The 17,384-nt window shown below is 39.3% G+C and carries 17 protein-coding genes; 2 read left to right on the top strand and 15 right to left on the bottom strand.

The window, feature by feature from the left end; genetic code table 11:
* Positions 1-14: 14 nt before the first annotated feature.
* The 14 genes from M3182_RS06990 to M3182_RS06925 form a co-directional block, all read right to left on the bottom strand.
* Positions 15-632: a GntR family transcriptional regulator gene (locus tag M3182_RS06990; RefSeq protein ID WP_285867323.1), complete on the bottom strand. Its 618-nt coding sequence runs from the start codon at positions 630-632 to the stop codon at positions 15-17.
* Between the two features lie 393 nt (positions 633-1,025).
* Positions 1,026-2,555, bottom strand: a complete 1,530-nt coding sequence (locus M3182_RS06985; protein ID WP_251557516.1) for an AbgT family transporter — start codon at positions 2,553-2,555, stop codon at positions 1,026-1,028.
* A gap of 196 nt (positions 2,556-2,751) precedes the next feature.
* Positions 2,752-3,708 carry a calcium/sodium antiporter gene (locus tag M3182_RS06980; protein WP_251557515.1) on the bottom strand — a complete coding sequence of 319 codons (957 nt, stop codon included), beginning with the start codon at positions 3,706-3,708 and terminating at the stop codon, positions 2,752-2,754.
* Between the two features lie 423 nt (positions 3,709-4,131).
* Positions 4,132-4,629, bottom strand: a complete 498-nt coding sequence (locus tag M3182_RS06975; RefSeq protein WP_251557514.1) for a flavodoxin domain-containing protein — start codon at positions 4,627-4,629, stop codon at positions 4,132-4,134.
* A 155-nt stretch (positions 4,630-4,784) separates the two neighbouring features.
* Positions 4,785-5,993, bottom strand: a complete 1,209-nt coding sequence (locus tag M3182_RS06970; protein ID WP_251557513.1) for a benzoate/H(+) symporter BenE family transporter — start codon at positions 5,991-5,993, stop codon at positions 4,785-4,787.
* Positions 5,994-6,058: 65 nt separating this feature from the next.
* Positions 6,059-7,579, bottom strand: a complete 1,521-nt coding sequence (gene scpC / locus M3182_RS06965) for a succinyl-CoA:acetate CoA-transferase ScpC (protein WP_251557512.1) — start codon at positions 7,577-7,579, stop codon at positions 6,059-6,061.
* A gap of 183 nt (positions 7,580-7,762) precedes the next feature.
* Positions 7,763-8,407, bottom strand: a complete 645-nt coding sequence (locus M3182_RS06960) for a LytTR family DNA-binding domain-containing protein (protein ID WP_251557511.1) — start codon at positions 8,405-8,407, stop codon at positions 7,763-7,765.
* Positions 8,408-8,943: 536 nt separating this feature from the next.
* The gene (mnhG, locus tag M3182_RS06955; RefSeq protein ID WP_251557510.1) at positions 8,944-9,309 is read right to left on the bottom strand and encodes a monovalent cation/H(+) antiporter subunit G; all 366 of its coding nucleotides are present in this window, start codon (positions 9,307-9,309) and stop codon (positions 8,944-8,946) included.
* Complete coding sequence (locus tag M3182_RS06950) at positions 9,287-9,571, bottom strand: Na(+)/H(+) antiporter subunit F1 (RefSeq protein ID WP_251557604.1); 285 nt, start codon at positions 9,569-9,571, stop codon at positions 9,287-9,289. The genes mnhG and M3182_RS06950 overlap by 23 nt, the downstream gene beginning before the upstream one ends.
* Complete coding sequence (locus M3182_RS06945; protein ID WP_251557509.1) at positions 9,571-10,047, bottom strand: Na+/H+ antiporter subunit E; 477 nt, start codon at positions 10,045-10,047, stop codon at positions 9,571-9,573. The genes M3182_RS06950 and M3182_RS06945 overlap by 1 nt, the downstream gene beginning before the upstream one ends.
* A gap of 213 nt (positions 10,048-10,260) precedes the next feature.
* A complete protein-coding gene (locus M3182_RS06940; RefSeq protein WP_251557508.1) occupies positions 10,261-11,751 on the bottom strand; it encodes a Na+/H+ antiporter subunit D in 1,491 nt (496 codons plus the stop codon).
* A complete protein-coding gene (locus M3182_RS06935) occupies positions 11,744-12,082 on the bottom strand; it encodes a Na(+)/H(+) antiporter subunit C (protein WP_251430789.1) in 339 nt (112 codons plus the stop codon). Before M3182_RS06935 ends, M3182_RS06940 begins: the two co-directional genes overlap by 8 nt.
* A gap of 1 nt (position 12,083) precedes the next feature.
* Complete coding sequence (locus M3182_RS06930) at positions 12,084-12,509, bottom strand: Na(+)/H(+) antiporter subunit B (RefSeq protein WP_251430786.1); 426 nt, start codon at positions 12,507-12,509, stop codon at positions 12,084-12,086.
* On the bottom strand, positions 12,506-14,920 hold the full coding sequence (locus tag M3182_RS06925) for a Na+/H+ antiporter subunit A (protein WP_251557507.1): 2,415 nt from the start codon (positions 14,918-14,920) through the stop codon (positions 12,506-12,508). The genes M3182_RS06930 and M3182_RS06925 overlap by 4 nt, the downstream gene beginning before the upstream one ends.
* A gap of 151 nt (positions 14,921-15,071) precedes the next feature.
* On the opposite strand from M3182_RS06925, the gene M3182_RS06920 reads away from it, so the two are divergent.
* Positions 15,072-15,752 carry a universal stress protein gene (locus M3182_RS06920; protein ID WP_432806607.1) on the top strand — a complete coding sequence of 227 codons (681 nt, stop codon included), beginning with the start codon at positions 15,072-15,074 and terminating at the stop codon, positions 15,750-15,752.
* Positions 15,753-15,811: 59 nt separating this feature from the next.
* Here the strand turns inward: M3182_RS06920 and M3182_RS06915 are convergent, their stop codons facing one another.
* Positions 15,812-16,375 carry a tyrosine-type recombinase/integrase gene (locus M3182_RS06915; protein WP_251557506.1) on the bottom strand — a complete coding sequence of 188 codons (564 nt, stop codon included), beginning with the start codon at positions 16,373-16,375 and terminating at the stop codon, positions 15,812-15,814.
* Between the two features lie 169 nt (positions 16,376-16,544).
* Between M3182_RS06915 and proC the strand changes: the two genes are divergently transcribed.
* Positions 16,545-17,351 carry a pyrroline-5-carboxylate reductase gene (gene proC, locus M3182_RS06910; protein WP_251430777.1) on the top strand — a complete coding sequence of 269 codons (807 nt, stop codon included), beginning with the start codon at positions 16,545-16,547 and terminating at the stop codon, positions 17,349-17,351.
* Positions 17,352-17,384: the final 33 nt, after the last annotated feature.

Genomic DNA, 17,384 nt, shown 5'->3' with positions numbered 1-17,384 from the left:
TTTCTTATGTATTGCTATTCCCCAATAAAACGCAGCACCCGTTCATACGTTTTTTCATCACCTATAATAAGCAAAATGTCTTCAGCCTGAATGCTCGCATAAGGACCTGGTGATAGTGTAAGCTCTCCTTTCCGCTTAATTCCTACGATCGTCGCTCCAGTATTTTGCCAAAACTTCAACTCAGAGATGCTTTTCCCAATATGTTGGCAGTCCTCTGGTACCTCCACTTCAACTGGTGTGAGGGGATTCGTATTTCTAAGCTTTCTTGAGAATTCCAACACCTTCCCAACCGTTTGGCTGAGTTCTTCATCAAGACGTTCGCGTTCGTTAATCAACTCTCTCATTTGCCTCTCTAGCTCTTTCATCGTCGTCAGCCCAGAGAAGCGTCTAATATATTGATAAGCGTTCTCCCGAGACGCAATAACCACTCCGCTCCCCTTTGTTGATTGGACAATCTCGACATCCTCTAGAATCTTGATGGCTTTACGAACGGTTTCAGGAGAGACATTATATTCGCTTGCAAGTGTGGATCGTCCGCGGATTTTTTCCCCAACTATTAACTTGCCATCATAGATACGGTTCGCAAGGTCAATTGCTATCTGTTCATATACAGGCATTTTCTGCCGTTGCAAATCACTCACATCCTTATGTATATAAAAACAACTCATGTATTCTTTTACATGCAATTAGCCTTTATTTTAGAAGAGCAGCAGTCATTAATCAAATGTTTGATTAAATTCGGGTGGCTAAATCAAGGTTTATCGACATCTCCGTTACAGTAAAACCAAAAAAGCCCCCCAAGCACGCAGCGTGTGGAGAGCATTTTAAAAGGCTGTTTTCGTAACAATTGTTGTTAAAATCTTAAAGCCAATTTAAACGCAAACTCAGCCATTTTGTGTATTCGTCCTAAGTTTGCTGGCCCTTTTCTCCTAATCTAAAAAGTCCTTTCAGGTGAAAATAAAGTGATTTTTCTCTATTTCATTTCGAAAAGCAACAGTGTTTGAGAAAAGAGCCTTTAAAAAAGATTAGTTATGATAATAAATCGGTGATCCTGGTCCAAGATCCAGACCTGTTAGCATCCAAACAATCAATAACAACACCCAGAAGATTGTAAACGCAATGGAGTATGGAAGCATCGTTGAAATAAGTGTTCCGATTCCAACTTTCTTATCATACTTTTGCGCAAATGCAATCACGATTGCAAAGTATGGCATCAATGGTGAAATGATGTTTGTTGTTGAGTCTGCAATTCGGTATGTCAACTGTGTTAGCTCTGGAGAATAACCAATTCCCATCATCATCGGCACGAATACTGGCGCCATAATCGCCCATTTCGCGGATGAACTTCCGATAAATAAATTGATAAATCCAGAGATGACGATGAATGTTAAAATTAATGGAATGCCTTTGAAACCAGTTGATTCTAAGAATTCAGCACCGTTCACTGCTAATACAATTCCTAACTTAGATTCATTGAAATACGCAACAAATTGACCAGCAACGAAGGCAAGAACAATATAAGAACCCATTGTTGCCATTGTATCTGACAATTGGTTGGCAACATCGCGGTCATTTTTAATCGTCTTCGTGATTTTCCCGTAAACAAAACCAGGGATGAAGAACATAATTAAGATAACTGGAACTAACGCGTGCATAAATGGTGAATCAATGATGCTTTCTACGCCACCACGTAGTGGACCGCCCTCAGGAATTACTAAAAGTGCAATCGCAATTCCAGTAACAAGAATGGAGATTAGTGCACCCCATAGCCCTTTCTTTTCTTCAGGACGAAGATAGTCCACTTCTTCCTTAACATTTCCTTCATAAGTCCCTAGTCTAGGTTCTACTATTTTCTCTGTTACTAGTGTACCTACAATGGTAATCAAGAACACAGACACAATCATGAAATAATAGTTCATCGCATAGTTCATTTGACCAGCGTACTCTGGATCAAGCATGGATGCAGCATCTTGCGTCATCCCACCTAATAATGGATCCAGTGAAGTAAGCAATAGGTTTGCACTAAATCCTCCGGAAACCCCGGCGAATGCAGCTGCTAAACCAGCAAGTGGATGGCGTCCTAAGCCAGCAAACAATACCGCTCCAAGTGGAGTAAGGACAACATAACCAGCATCTGATGCCATCGACGACATAACCCCACCAAATACGAGGGCAGCAGTAATCAATTGTTTAGGCACTGATGTAACCAGACCACGTAAAGCTGCGGAAATCAATCCTGAACGTTCCGCAATCCCAATACCAAGCATGGTCACAAGTACCGTACCTAATGGCGCAAAGCCAGTGAAGTTGGCAACCATACTTTCAAATAAATATAAAATTCCTTCTGAACTTAAAAGGTTTTTAACCTCAATAACTTCGCCTTCGTTCGCAGGGTCTGGCACGTTCATTCCCATGCTTGAGAAAACTGCTGATAGAACAATAACAGCTAGCGCAAAGATCGCGAACAACGTAACCGGATCAGGCAATTTATTTCCAACACGTTCGATTGTGTTTAACGAACGCATAATCATACCTTGCTTTTTTGGATTAGACATTGATAAATCTCTACTCCCTTTCCTTTTTATAATTTTCTTACAATATAAAAAATACAACATCTGTGATTATAATGTAGAAATTTGTCGAATGGAAGGGCATTTCTGATATTCACAATACAGACTCTATTTCTAAAATTCGAAAAGGAGCCTAGAGCCTCATGAGAATAGGCTTTAGACTCCTTTAGGTAAGTTTTAGTTAATTCCGGATAATAATGTAAATTAAATAACCAACGTAAATCGCCGCTAAAATGGCACCTTCTCTTTTGGATATTTTGAATTTAGATCTTGAGAAAATCATTAGCACCACTGTAAAAATAATCATAAAAATGAGGTCAAAAAAGATTTTATTGTTTACGGCCATTGGAGCAATTGAAGCTGAAGCCCCAAGGACGAACAAGATATTAAAAATATTGCTACCAACAATATTCCCGAGCGCAATTTCGCTCTCTTTTTTTATCGCTGCAGTAATCGACGTAATTAGTTCTGGCAACGAGGTCCCGATTGCAACAATGGTTAACCCTACAAGCGTTTCACTCATGCCAATTGATAGGGCAATTGTCGTTGCATTATCCACAACCATGTCTCCGCCAAAAATAATCGCCGCAAGCCCTGCAAGGGTAAAAATTATGTTTTTCCCCCAGGTAATCCCAGTTGTATCAACGCACTTTACCTCATCATTATCCCGACTATTACGTGCTAATTCAAATATGTAATACAAAAAGATTGCAAAAAACAGAAGGAGAATGATTCCTTCGTTCCTCGTAATTTGATTGGCACTGAGTCCCTGAAGAGCGATGTCGCTAATCATGACCCAAAGCGCCACACTTGCTAGTAGTGTGAACGGAATTTCTTTGCGAATTGTATCTCTTTCCACTTGTAGTGGATTGATCATTGCGGTAATTCCGACCACCAAGGTGATATTGAAAATATTACTTCCAATGACGTTTCCTAAGGAAACTTCACTGTTGCCCTCTAAAGCAGCAATAATACTGACCGTTGCTTCTGGAGAACTCGTTCCAAACGCAACAATTGTTAACCCGACAAGAAGCGATGGAATTTTTAATAGTGCAGCAATATTAGATGAACCTTCAACGAAATAATCCGCACCCTTTATTAAAAGCGCAAAACCCACTATCAATAACACATACGTCATAAATACACCTCTTATTTACTTTATGAAGCGAAACAGAAAATAACCGTGGTAGATTCTAACAGCGTACCGAAAATTGTGAAAATAATCAAATAGAAAATAGCGCTTTTTTTTTAGAGCTGTTTTCATAAAGATTCTTGTTATAATCCTAAAGCCGATTTTAACGCAGTAATGGTCCTTTCGTAAGCTACAAATAAATTTTGCAAGCTATTTTCCTATATACCATCGTTCATTCAGTCGTATTTCTATCCAAAAGCAACAAAGGTGAGAAAAGAGCCTTGTTGAGTTTGTTTCAAAGAAGTTCAGCTCAGATATTAATCCCCGTACTACTTAGCCGGTAAAGCCGGTAAGCACTAATTTATTCGCCTTTAAACAAATTTTATTCACACTATGGCAAACATAAAAAAGGACCTGATCCAAAGTCGATCAGACCCCAAGTGAACTTGCTTCAAAGTACAGATTAAACTCTCGAGCAAACTCTTCAATGGCTTGCTGATTAATTTTACTTGCTGCATTGCCGACTCTTTTCACCAATTGTTTTTCAATAAAATTCAAGTTTGACATTGAACATTCCCCACCGAAAACACCAATTTTGCTCGCATGCTCCCTCAACTCTACTGGAAAGACATGTTCCAGCTGCTGTTTAGCATCTTCGCCTTCCCGCATACAACAGACGAACAGACCAAGTTTCTTCCTCCGCAGCACAGTATCGTTTTCTTTCATAAACTTTTTGACTTTACCTTGAATTCCACCTACATGGATGGAGCCGCCAATAATCACTGCATCGAATAACTCTAGGTCCGATTGAAGCTTTGTTGTATTCAAATTCACCACAACAACGTCCCCGACTAACTTTTTCTTTAGCAATAAAGCTGCCTTGGTTGTCGTGCCATGCGAGGAGCAATAAGCTATTAAAACCTTCATCCGTATTGCCTCCTTAATGATTGGTCGCTAAGAATCTGGTCAAACACACAAAATAGACCCAACCTAAACTCTTTATTCATTTAGGCTGGGTCTCATTGTCCTCATCTATTTCTATTATAAAACTACTCCTAAGTAAAAACCTTTAAAACTTTGTGTCAGTTTTCTTTTTCGATTGTATGTGCGACTAACGCTCCTAGAATTAACGCCCAGACTGGCGCACTGATATGAAAGAATTGAATATCCGATAAGGTGACAATAAAAGCTGTTAAGGCACTCAATCGATACCGCTCTCCGGCAAATCCCTTTTGCAAACTACTATAAAGAACTGTAATAAGGGAGAAACCTGCAACCATTGCCACAAATGCACTTGGTAGGGACTGAATGAACGGGACAATTTTCCATGCAAAGATTCCAAACAAGAGCGTGACAATGCCAGATACTACAGCACCTAGATAACGCTTGTCTCGTTTTCCAGCATCAGCTCCCGAACAAATCGCGGTCATCATCCCAGCAATATTAGCACATTGTCCACCGAAAAAACCGGCAATCATTGAAAAACCACCACTTGAAGACACGATTTTCCGAATATGGGGTTTATAATCTGCGCTCTCTAATGCGCCAATCCCTGGTGCGGCATCGTTGCTTAAAATCAGCATCGCTAAAGGAAGCGCAATCGTCAACAATCCCATTAAGGTGAATTCTGGCATCTGTAGACTTGGCAAGGTAAACGGAATTTGTTCCGCTCCTATGACCAACCCTTCTGTTAAAAATAGCACAAGAAATGCCACTGCAATCGTAATCACCACTGGCGGTAACTTTTTCACATATCTTGTACCGAGATAGAAACTAACAACAGCCGCAATCCCCACTATAGGCATTTCCTTTACGGACGGAACAATTTGGACGACATATCCCGTGACTAAGCCTCCAAGCATCGCTGAAATGACTTCTTTCGGGACCCATTGAATGATTTTCGTGAAAAGGCCACTCACACCTACTAATAAAATCACAAGCCCGGACATCACATAGCCACCGATTAACTGAGCGTATGTAAATTGAGACGTCACGGCGACTAAAAAAGCGGCACCGGTAATCGAGTGACCTCCCGTAATCGGAATTCGGAAATAAAGCGGCATGATGATGGAAAACAACCCACCAAAAAAGTAAATCGCAAACATCCAATTGATGGTTTGTTCATTAGTGAACCCACCCGCTTCGGCTGCTTGTAAAACAATAAGGGCGGGGCCCGTCATCACCAGAATACTTGCGATGAGCCCCGCTGAGATATTTTGACTATTAAAACCACGGAGTAGTCCTGAGTTCACAGCTACATCCTGTTGGTATTCATCGTTTAGTAACCCCATTTCTCCCACTCCCATTTTCTTTACTACTATCTTTAGGATAGAAATGGAGTATTGTCAAATAATATTTACTCAGTTTCCACTAAGGAAAGGTCTTTCATTGTACCATTTTTAGCAAAATTGGTATGCCATGAGAAAGCTTTTTCAAGTACATGAGGAGTTTGACCGCCTCTCGTTAAAGCTTCTTGGTAATAATCCCAAAGTTGCTTTTTATAAGAAGGATGCGCACAGTTTTCAATAATTAATTCAACTCGTTCACGTGGAGCCAAGCCGCGTAAATCTGCATATCCTTGCTCAGTGACGATTACATCGACATCATGCTCGGTATGGTCAACATGTGAAACAAATGGAACAATACTAGAGATTTTTCCATCCTTCGCAATTGACTTTGTCACAAAGATGGCTAAACGAGCATTTCGTGCAAAGTCACCTGAACCACCAATACCATTCATCATTTTCGTTCCAAGCACATGAGTAGAGTTCACGTTTCCATAAATATCAAGCTCAAGAGCTGTATTGATTGAAATCAATCCGAGTCGACGAATAATTTCTGGGTGGTTGGAAATTTCTTGTGGACGCATAATTAAACGATCACGGTATTTCTCAAAATTTCCAAATACCTCATTCATTTTTGATTCAGACAAAGTAATCGAACAGCAAGAAGCGAAACGAACCTTTCCAGCATCCATCAAATCGAAGACCGCATCTTGAAGAACCTCAGAATAAACCTCTAAATCTTCAAACTCTGAATCTATCATTCCATGTAAAACCGCATTTGCTACCGAACCGATTCCAGACTGAAGTGGTGCTAGACGCTCAGTTAAGCGACCATACTCAATTTCCTTGCGAAGGAACGATAACAGATGATCAGCCATGATCTTAGTTTCCTCATCTGGTGGAACAATTGTAGATGGAGAATCTTTTTGATCTGTGAATACAATTCCTTTAATCTTTTCAGGGTCTACTTTAATCCCAAGTTCTCCAATTCGATCATCCGCTTTTGTCAATGGAATTGGATCTCTTTCCCCTTGCTTTCCTGGAGCATATAAATCATGCAGTCCTTCAAGATTCGTAGATTGAGACATGTTAATCTCGACAATAATGGAGTTCGCATGCTGCGCAAAAGTTAGTGAGTTTCCAATTGAAGTTGTTGGAATAATCATGCCATCTTCCGTAATCGAAACCGCTTCCAGAATTGCGTAATCAACAGGGTCGATCACATTCGCTCTTACCAATTCAGCTGTATGCGATAAATGTTGATCCACAAACAGAAAGTCTCCGTTATTGATGCCTTTTCTCATCGTTGGATCGGCTTGGAACGGCAATCTCTTTCCTAAAATTCCTGCTTCAGCAAACAACTTATCAACATCGGAACCTAGAGAAGCCCCTGTATAAACATTTACCTTAAAAGATTCATTTTTCGCTCGATCCACCAAGGCGAATGGGACCGCTTTCACGTCACCGGCACGTGTGAAACCGCTTAGTCCCAATGTCATTCCGTCTTCAATCCATGATGCTGCTTCCTCAGGGGTTACGACACGTTCACGCAAATGCTCATTACGAATTCGCTCTAATTTATTCTCTGTCATCCCATTTCCTCTCCTTGTATAGTTTTACTTTTATTTTACCCAAGGAAAGTGAGTATACTTAATTTTCGGAATACAATACTATTTTTCTTGATAAAACAGCATTAGAAACGTATAAAACAGAAAAATTCGGAAAAATCCAGCTACTTTAGGGATGAACGAGACCATAGCTAGTATTCTGGGAAACTAAAAACCTAATAACTTTCGAAAATAACTTGAATAAGATTGACTCACTGGAACTCGTTCACCGTTGTCCATCGCCAATAAAAATGTAGAATGAGAATCAGGAAAAATCTCTTTGATGTGATTGACATTGACAATAAATGACCGGTGACAGCGAATAAACATGTCTCTCGGTAAAATATATTCAAATTCCTGTAACGAGTACTTATGCGTACCTGAATAAGTATCTGTAAAAACATGGGTCTTTTTATCCTTCGCTTCTAAAAACACCACGTTGGCAAAAGGAATCGGAATCCATCCGTCGGAGTTTTTCACCGTTACAACCGACTTCCCTTCCGTTAAAGCAGGAGAAATCGCTGTTACACATCCCTCAATTTTCCCGTTATGTAAAAACGGGACGGCCATGCCATGGTATGGAACCCCAAAGATATCGCGGTTAATAAACTCAGAGACCTTTTGCTGAGTTACGACCGCTTTGTACGCGATTGTCCCTTCTTTTAAAAGATCCCCAGGTTTTATTTTCAAATCGATTCGCTTACTGGGACGATAGTAAATATACTCCTTTGTGTTCGAAACGGCAATCGAGATTTCATCTGAAAAGACTTCCCCAATGACATCTAAAAGTGAACTAAGTGTAATACTCTGCATCCTCTCACCCCCATTATGCACATATTCCTATTTTAGCTAATTTTCTTAACTTTGTCCCATAATATCTTGCATTATTTAATTGTTAGGACCAAAAGTACTAAGTACATGACGGGACTTGATTACACCAATGAAAATAACACACTCAAGCGTAACAATACATGATCAGTGCAAACGCAAAAATATAGCCAATTTGCAACGCCATTTTAGAAAAAAAATTAAATGGCTCGGTTCATTACTGATCCATTTATGGAGCCTCCTGAATAATGCCCCTTAATATTCTACTTCCCAATAAAAAGACGAACCCTCACGGACCCAGATGAGGGAATCAGCCTGGTTTAATCAATAAGCGGAGAAATTTCCCTTAACTGGATAAAAAGCACTAAGAATAGACTAAATAGACGGAAGTATTCCGACTAAAGACTCCAAAACGCGCGAAAAATGGTAATTTTGCTTTGCTTAACCGGAATAAAGTCTATAAAAAACAGGCATCACAATTTTTCATTGTGATGCCTAGATACTAAAAATACTAATCAAACCTAATCCTTCATGCCTTCTTCCTTTAGAAAAGGTTTTAAATCATCTTGAACACTTTGTTCCGCCAATACCACATTACTCCGATAAGCAGCGCGACAAATCATATGGGCTGCAATAGGTGCAGTGAGGAAGACGAAGAAAATTCCTAACAACAACCGAATGCTAACAAACTCTTCTGTAATGACAAAGAAAAGAAACGCCCCAAAAAGGGTACAAAGAACGCCAAGAGTGGTGCTTTTTGAAGCGGCGTGTGACCTCGTATAAACATCCGGCAATCGAATCAAGCCAATTGCACTTAAAAACGTAAAGATTGTTCCGATAAAAATAAATAGGGGACCAATCAACTCAATCAACTCTCTTGCGCTCAATGACAACACCTCTTTCGAGTGACCTAGCAAAAGCAATCGTACCAATAAACGAGAGAATTCCAACGATTAAGATGACTTCGAGAAAGGCGTGTGTTCCGAGAAGGACGGAAAATATGGCGACTCCCCCAACAAGCGTTATCCCTATCGTATCTAATGCCTGGATTCGGTCAGGCATGGATGGACCTTTCCAAACTCGATAAAGACAAGCAAAGATCGATAACACCAGCAGAATTAACGAACCGCTCATAAGAAATTCAAACATCATCTAGTCACCTCTTTAATCGCTTTTTCAAATATCTTTTGTGATTTGATTACACTTTCACTAGATTCAGGTATATCCATTGCATGAACAAAAAGGGTTTTACTATCAGGAGCTATTTCAACAACCACAGACCCTGGCGTTAAGCATATGAGCAAGGATAGCAATGTCACCTCTAGCTCACCCTCTAACTCTGTTTTAATTGTAAAAATCCCCGGGGTCACTTTTATTTTTGGTTGCAGGATTTGTTTAGTCACAGTGATACTCGATAACACTAACTCACGAATAAAAACAAGCAGCAGACTGATAATGGCAACGAGCTTTTTTCCATAAAAGGAGGTTGGTAAAAACCGACGAATCATGAATAGAATAATAAAGCCGACGATATAACCACCAATAAAGGATAATGCACTCCATTGCTCTTGAAGAAACATCCATAAAAAGGCAATCAATATATTTAATAGCACTTGGATGGGCAATTTAAATCCACCCCTTTGATTTTATTAGTAGTCCATACTCTTGAATTTGTTTAAGGCTATTTTCATCAAAATTGTTGTTAAGATCGCTAAGCCGAATTTAACGATTTAGTAGCATTTTATATTTCTCATATTATTTGGTGATTTTTTGAATAACCTAGCATATTCGACGTATTTTCTGTTGAAAGCAATAAAGTTTTGAGAAAAGAGCCTTCTTTAAAATGCTGCATTGCTGCCTAAAACAGCTTCGATATAGAATCGAGGATTCATTAGGCTCTCGGCAGCTAGGTTAACATATGGCTGGATTCCCTCTACACCTAACCCAAGAGCAACCGTTAATGCAGTAAGGAGAACAATCGGGAACATAACCCCATTTGTTGTGCCTTTTTCCATTTCTACGCTTAAATTTGTTTCGCCCCAAAAGACATTCATGAAAATTTTCATAACGGAATACAGTACAAGTAAACTGGTGATTAGGCCAATTCCTCCTAACCAAAAATAACTAGCTTCGAAGGTACCTCTAGTAATCAGCACCTTTCCTATAAAACCGCTCAAAGGCGGAATCCCAGATACTGATAGTACTGCTACAAAGAACATCCATCCTAAATATGGGTGAGTCCGAATAAGACCACTTACTTCATCCAGCCTACTCGTTCCAGTTAGGCTGATAATTGTCCCGCCAATGAGGAAAAGCAAAGCTTTAATCACAATGTCATGGATTAGGTAGTTAATTGAACCGGTCATGCCCATGAAGCTAGCGGATGCCAAGCCTGCAATGATTAATCCTACGGACACAATGACATTGTAGGTTAATATTTTCTTAATATCAGAAAATGCCACGGCGCCAAAGGCCCCTAATAGCATCGTGCCAGCCCCCATAATTCCTAAAAGCAAATGAGTAATTTGCGGCTCGTGATAAAAGATAAGCGTGAACATACGAAATAAAGCATATATTCCTACCTTTGTTAATAACGCAGCAAAAATCGCCGAGATTGCCGTTGGCGGCGCACTGTAAGAGCCTGGCAGCCAATAGAATAAGAACAGGGCTGCTTTAAGGCCAAATACAACGATAAACAACAAAGATACAGTTGTAGTAAGGCCATCTTGCCCTGAATCTGCAATCCGGACAGAAAGATGCGCCATATTTAAGGTACCAGTAATGGCGTACAAGTAAGCAATCCCAACTAGGAACAAAGAGGAAGAGAGAACATTGATTAAAATGTATTTTATTGATTCACTAAGTTGAATCTTCGTCCCACCTAAAGATAAAAGAACATATGAGGAAATCAGCATAACCTCAAAACATACAAACAGATTAAATAAGTCTCCTGTTAAAAATGAACCATTAACCCCTGTGATTAAAAATAGAAAGAGTGGATAAAAGTAATTCTTTTCTCGGTCTTTCCCAATGGAACGAAATGCATACACAACACATGCAAACGCAACGATACTTGATGTCAGAATGAGCAAGCTAGAAAACATATCAGCCACTAAAGAGATTCCGAATGGTGCCTCCCATCCTCCCAGTTGCAGTGTTTGAATTCCATGTAATGTAATTTGATTCATTAAGAACATCGACACTAGACCTGTCGCGATGAGCGCAATTGCACTGGCCCAGCGATGAAACTGTATATTTTTACGGAAAGCGACCAAAATCGCTCCGGTAATTAACGGGATAATGATCGGCAAGATAAGCGCATTATTCATCCTCGATACCCCTCAATTGTTCCATATCATCACTCCTTAATGTTTTATAAGCGCGATACCCTAGTACCAAAAACAGCGCCGTGACCGCAAAGTTAATAACAATTGCTGTTAGAATAAGCGCTTGTGGAAGTGCATCTGTAAAGGAAAGTCCATCCGCACCAAGCAATGGTGGACCACCTGTTTTAAGCCCTCCCATTGTAAGGATAAGCAGGTTCACACCATGCCCAATAATCGAAGTCCCCAAAATAATCCTTATAAGACTTTTTGTCAAAACCAGATAGGTGCCAATGGTAAAGAGGAATCCTACCGTGACAGCCATTAATGTCTCCATCCTATTCATCCTCACTTATGGTTTGTATGATCGTGACAGCGGAGCCAATAACCGCTAAGGCTACACCTAGGTCAAACAAAACAGCTGTTGCCAACTCTGTCTTTCCAAATACCGGAATATCAAAATAACCAAATGTTTGACTTAAAAACGCTGCATCAAAGAAAAACGAGCCTGCCCCTGTGCCTACTGCAATTAGAACACCGATTGCAGCTACCTTTTTAAAATCCACCGGAAGGTTATCTGTGACCGTTTCAATATCATAGGTAAGAAAAAGGAGGATCAACGCAGCAGTTACTCCTAGTCCGCCAATAAATCCTCCACCAGGGTTATGGTGACCTGAATAGAAGAGGTTGATGGAAAAGGTCAAAATGATTAATACAGCAACTTTACTAACAGCTCTTAGTAATAAATCATTCGGTCGTTTCATTCTTCTCCATCCCTCCTATCTAGCCTTAACTTTATCAACGTAAATACTCCAAGTGCAGCGATCATTAACACGACAATCTCAAGCATCGTATCAAATCCTCGGAAATCAACCAGGATTGCATTCACAATATTTTTAGCCCCTGCAAGTTCATATGATTGTTCAAAAAATCCAGATATCGGTTCGAACAAACGATTCGCATCAGCAGATAAAGCAATCGCTGTGAACAAGATGCCGACTCCAAGTGAAATGATTAAATTGGTAAGTTTAAATCCTACTCCTTTTCCTCGCTTTTTAAACTCCGGCAAATGATAGAAACATAATAAAAACAGAGCAACTGTTGCCGTTTCCACCACAAGCTGTGTTAACGCTAAATCCGGAGCCCTAAATAGAACGAATAGGATCGAAACAAAATATCCAAGCGCTCCAAGTGCAATAATTGCGGTTAATCTTGATTTTGCAAAGATAACAATCAGACCTGATAAAACAATCCCAATAACGATTCCGATTTCATAAGTCGTAATTGGCACATCAGTTGCGAAATTAAATGCTAGACCGTCTAGTAGTAGTAGGCTACCTCCCACAATCAAGATCATAAAGCCGAAAATATAGACCAAATAATCTCGAACGGATCCAGTCATATACCGGTTTGTTAACCCATATGAGAAGCTCTCCATTTTCTCAATTCCTTGGTCATAGAGAATGTTTAATCTACCTTCTGTAGAGAAAAAGCTATAGATTCCCTTCCATTTTCTAAGTGTAAGGTACATTAGTGTTCCGAGCACTACAACTCCAATGGTCATAAACAATTCCGTTGTTAAGCCATGCCATGCCGTAATCTGCACATCAATCCCGCCTGAATCAGCAAGTGCCGGCAAGATCGAGACTAATGCAGGTTGAAGGACATAGTCTGATAGGACATTTGGGAAAAAGAATATGACAATGACTAGAGAGGCCAGAATGACAGGAGAAATTAACATCCCAATTGGTGCCTCATGTGCTTCTTTTTCTAATCTCTCAGGATAATATTGACCAGCAAACGTCTTGAATAAAAGAATCATGCTATATATAAAGGTAAAGACACTGGCAATCCAAGCAATAACAGGGAAAATAACCCCAAACTTCTCCATTCCAAAAATCGGCAAGCTCATTGAATTTAAAACGCCAGTAAAAAACATCTCCTTACTCAAAAAGCCGTTGAATGGTGGCAGTCCCGCCATCGAAAAGCTTCCAATAAGTGCGACGGTAAAAGATATCGGCATAAGACTTAACAAGCCGCCTAATCTCCGAATATTCCGCGTCCCTGTTTCATGGTCGATAATGCCCACAACCATGAATAAACTCCCCTTAAAAGTAGAGTGATTAACTAAGTGGAAGATAGCCGCTAAAACAGCTACAGCAAAAAACGCAGACTCATCACCGTTCCCATAATAAACAGCGGCAGAACCAAGCCCAAGCAAACTCATAATCAGCCCTAATTGACTAATTGTTGAATAAGCTAGTAATGCCTTTAAATCAATTTGTCGAACCGCCGTCACAGAACCATATAATAAAGTAACGATTCCGACACTAGAAACGATCCAGAACCACTCTGCACTCCCCCCAAAAACAGGAGTGAATCGAGCTACTAAATAAATGCCTGCTTTCACCATAGTAGCTGAATGCAAATAAGCGCTAATTGGTGTCGGTGCTTCCATCGCATCAGGCAACCAAATACTAAATGGGAATTGAGCTGATTTTGTAAAAGCTCCTAAAAGTAATAAAATCATCGCAGGTAAAAATAATGCATGCCCAGCAATGACTTCCCGCTGATTGATCATTTCCCTAATACTATAAGTATCAGTTATCATCGAAAGCATAACAAAACCAGCGAGCATCGAAAGCCCACCAAAAATTGTAATCAGCATCGACTTTTGTGCACCATATCGAGATCTTTTTCGCTCATACCAATAGGCAATTAATAAAAATGAAGAAATACTGGTTAACTCCCAGAATACATACAAAACAAATAGATTATCTGAGAACACAACCCCAAGCATTGCGCCCATAAATAGCAAAATATAAACATAAAAATTGTGCAGCGCTTCACGTTCCTTAGACATATAATAAATAGAATAAAGAACAACCAAAGCTCCAACACCACTAATCAAAAGCGCAAATATTAAGGATAAACCATCAATATAAGTGGTGAAATTAATGCCTAATGAAGGTACCCATGGTATTGTTAGCAAAATCGTCTCCCCATTTGATACCACAGGGATATAGCGTAACAAGGATATAAATAAAATAACTGGGACAAATAACACAAACCATCCTGTATGAATCCTTGTTTTGAAAAATCTATCTAAAAATGGAACAATAATGGCAAATAGAAATGGAAATAAAATGAGAACATGAAACCAAGACCAAACCAATATAACGCCTCCTTTTAAGTGGGAATTTTTCCAATTCCTTTATTTTGTAAATTGTGATTGACTATAACTGAACCATGAGCTATAGTCATACATAGCTTAAGAGTACAGGGTAATAAACCCAGCTAATTTGAGGTGACATAAATTGAAAAGAATGAAAGGACGGATGGATGAAAGCATCCTCGTCTGTGTGTATTATGGTCCAAATGGTGAACGGCTCATACAGCGTGGTTGTAAAATGGCTAATATGATGGATTGTCCACTTTATATCCTGACCATTGATGCAAAACCTTTCGATGAATTGGATGCGGAAAAATCTGATTATATTAGAAGATGGAAAGAAATTGCTGAACTCCACAGTGCCGACGCCTTTATCTTAAGAGATAATGAAAAACGCCCTGTTTCGAAGGTTATCGCTGAGGTTGCTAGAGAGAAAAGAATCACACAAATCATCCTAGGCCAAACCGCCCAAAGTCGCTGGGAACAAATAGCAAAAGGATCCATTATTAATTCCCTTCTAAGAGAAATTCCATTTGTAGACCTTCATATCGTGTCTGTATCACGCGGATTGAGAGACCAAGAAGGTCAGTTTGAAAAAGGAGTACGTGCCTATCTCATTAAAGAAGGAGAAAAGTATCGTATCATCTTTAAACATATGAAAGATGTTGAATACGAAGGAATTTTCTTCAAAGATATAGGAACCGACTTTAATAATGGTGTTTTTAAATTTATGAAAAATAAAGAAACGGTCCATGTAAATATAACTGAGGATTACGTTACAGATCTTACTTGCAACGTCAATATTATTGAACCGATGGACGAAGATAATAAATAATCGAAATATATGCCTACCCTCCACTTAGTGTGGAGGGTTTTTATTTTTTCATTAAACAACTAAAGATTTACATCCACTTTTATCGGCAGTTGTCCACCTTTTTCTATCCCTAAATATCGTAAAGTTTCATTAGGTGTATGATGCCCATAAATCTCTTTAATAATTGAAATCGCAATCCCTTTTCGGTATGCGTGGTACCCAAAGGTTTTACGAAGTGTATGTGTCCCAATCTTCCCCGGAATTCCTACCTCTTTCGCCGCATGATTAATAATGCGGTAAGCCTGCTGACGTGTAATTGGTAACTGATTTTTTTTTGATTTAAAAAGATAATCAGTATTCTTAAATTCATGGTCAGCTAAATACGCCCTCAGTTCTTTATTCACACTTGTATTTAAGTAATATGCTTTTTCTTTCTGATGCTTTGGTTCGTAGATATAGAGAAATTCCTTAAAAGAACCATCTTTCAAAACATCCTCTACTTTTAGTGATAATAAATCACTCACCCGTATCCCTGTATTAATCCCTAATACAAAAAGAAGAAGATCTCTTTGTGATTGCTTCCTTAGTAACCTTTTCATTTCTCGTATCTTTTCAACATCTTTTATGGGTTCAACGTACTCCACGTATCTCCCCTCCAAAATTAATGTTACTTAATTTAATTCTAACACGAACTATGTAACATGCCAAATATAAAACCTTCAAATTAAATGATGGATTTATTATAGGTTTAGCATTTTACAATGTTATAATCATTTATCATTGTCAAAATTTCATTAAGAAAGGGAAAATAAAATGAATCGTAAAGTTGGATTTATTGGCTGTGGCAACATGTCAAAGGCCATCATTGGTGGGATTGTTAACTCAGGATATATGAGCCCGAATGAAATTTTTGTTTCCAATCGGAGTTTGCCGAGCTTGGAGGAAGTAAAACGGAAATATGAAGTTCACACCACACAAGACAATGTGGAAGTGGCCCAAAATTGCGATCTAATTTTTCTCGCTGTTAAGCCCTATCAGTACGCTACAGTCATTGAACAAATTAAAGAAGTTGTTCATGAAGACGCGATCATCATCATGATTGCAGCTGGACAAACCATTGAGCAAAACGAACAGCGTTTTGGACGCCGCATGAAAATGGTTCGTACGATGCCAAACACACCTGTTTTAGTTGGCGAAGGTATGACTGGCGTTAGTATCAATGACTTAGTTACAGAAGATGAAAAACAAGAAATTCAGACTATCTTTGAATGCTTTGGAAAAGTGGAATTTGTGGAAGAACGTTTAATGGACGCTGTTAGTGGCGTGAGTGGGGCTTCTCCAGCTTACGCATATATGTTCATTGAAGCACTTGCTGACGGAGCTGTTTTACAAGGAATCCCAAGAAAGCAAGCCTATACTTTCGCGGCACAAGCTTTGTTAGGTGCTTCCAAGATGGTTTTAGAAACTGATCTTCATCCAGGAGAATTAAAGGATCAAGTTTGTTCCCCAGGTGGCGCAACAATTGAAGCTGTGGCTCGTTTAGAGGAATCTGGTTTCCGGTCAAGCGTTATCCAAGCCGTTTCAGCCAGTGTTGAAAAGTCAAAAAATATGAAGGGGTAGAAGAATAAATATCTTTAGAGTAGGTTTAGAATC

The sequence above is a fragment of the Mesobacillus maritimus genome (assembly GCF_023715205.1).
GTDB classification, from domain to species: Bacteria; Bacillota; Bacilli; order Bacillales; family Cytobacillaceae; genus Mesobacillus_B; species Mesobacillus_B maritimus_C.
This window is presented reverse-complemented; position numbering and strand designations above follow the sequence as displayed.

Bases quoted from the DNA above. Each gene is read 5' to 3' on its own strand.
- M3182_RS06940 (WP_251557508.1), bottom strand. From the start codon at position 11,751: ATGAATAATGCGCTTATCTTGCCGATCATTATCCCGTTAATTACCGGA.
- M3182_RS06985 (WP_251557516.1), bottom strand. From the start codon at position 2,555: ATGTCTAATCCAAAAAAGCAAGGTATGATTATGCGTTCGTTAAACACA.
- M3182_RS06930 (WP_251430786.1), bottom strand. From the start codon at position 12,509: ATGAAACGACCGAATGATTTATTACTAAGAGCTGTTAGTAAAGTTGCT.
- M3182_RS06935 (WP_251430789.1), bottom strand. From the start codon at position 12,082: ATGGAGACATTAATGGCTGTCACGGTAGGATTCCTCTTTACCATTGGC.
- M3182_RS06920 (WP_432806607.1), top strand. From the start codon at position 15,072: ATGAAAGGACGGATGGATGAAAGCATCCTCGTCTGTGTGTATTATGGT.
- scpC (WP_251557512.1), bottom strand. From the start codon at position 7,579: ATGACAGAGAATAAATTAGAGCGAATTCGTAATGAGCATTTGCGTGAA.
- M3182_RS06970 (WP_251557513.1), bottom strand. From the start codon at position 5,993: ATGGGGTTACTAAACGATGAATACCAACAGGATGTAGCTGTGAACTCA.
- proC (WP_251430777.1), top strand. From the start codon at position 16,545: ATGAATCGTAAAGTTGGATTTATTGGCTGTGGCAACATGTCAAAGGCC.
- M3182_RS06950 (WP_251557604.1), bottom strand. From the start codon at position 9,571: ATGTTTGAATTTCTTATGAGCGGTTCGTTAATTCTGCTGGTGTTATCG.
- M3182_RS06960 (WP_251557511.1), bottom strand. From the start codon at position 8,407: ATGCAGAGTATTACACTTAGTTCACTTTTAGATGTCATTGGGGAAGTC.
- M3182_RS06980 (WP_251557515.1), bottom strand. From the start codon at position 3,708: ATGACGTATGTGTTATTGATAGTGGGTTTTGCGCTTTTAATAAAGGGT.
- M3182_RS06975 (WP_251557514.1), bottom strand. From the start codon at position 4,629: ATGAAGGTTTTAATAGCTTATTGCTCCTCGCATGGCACGACAACCAAG.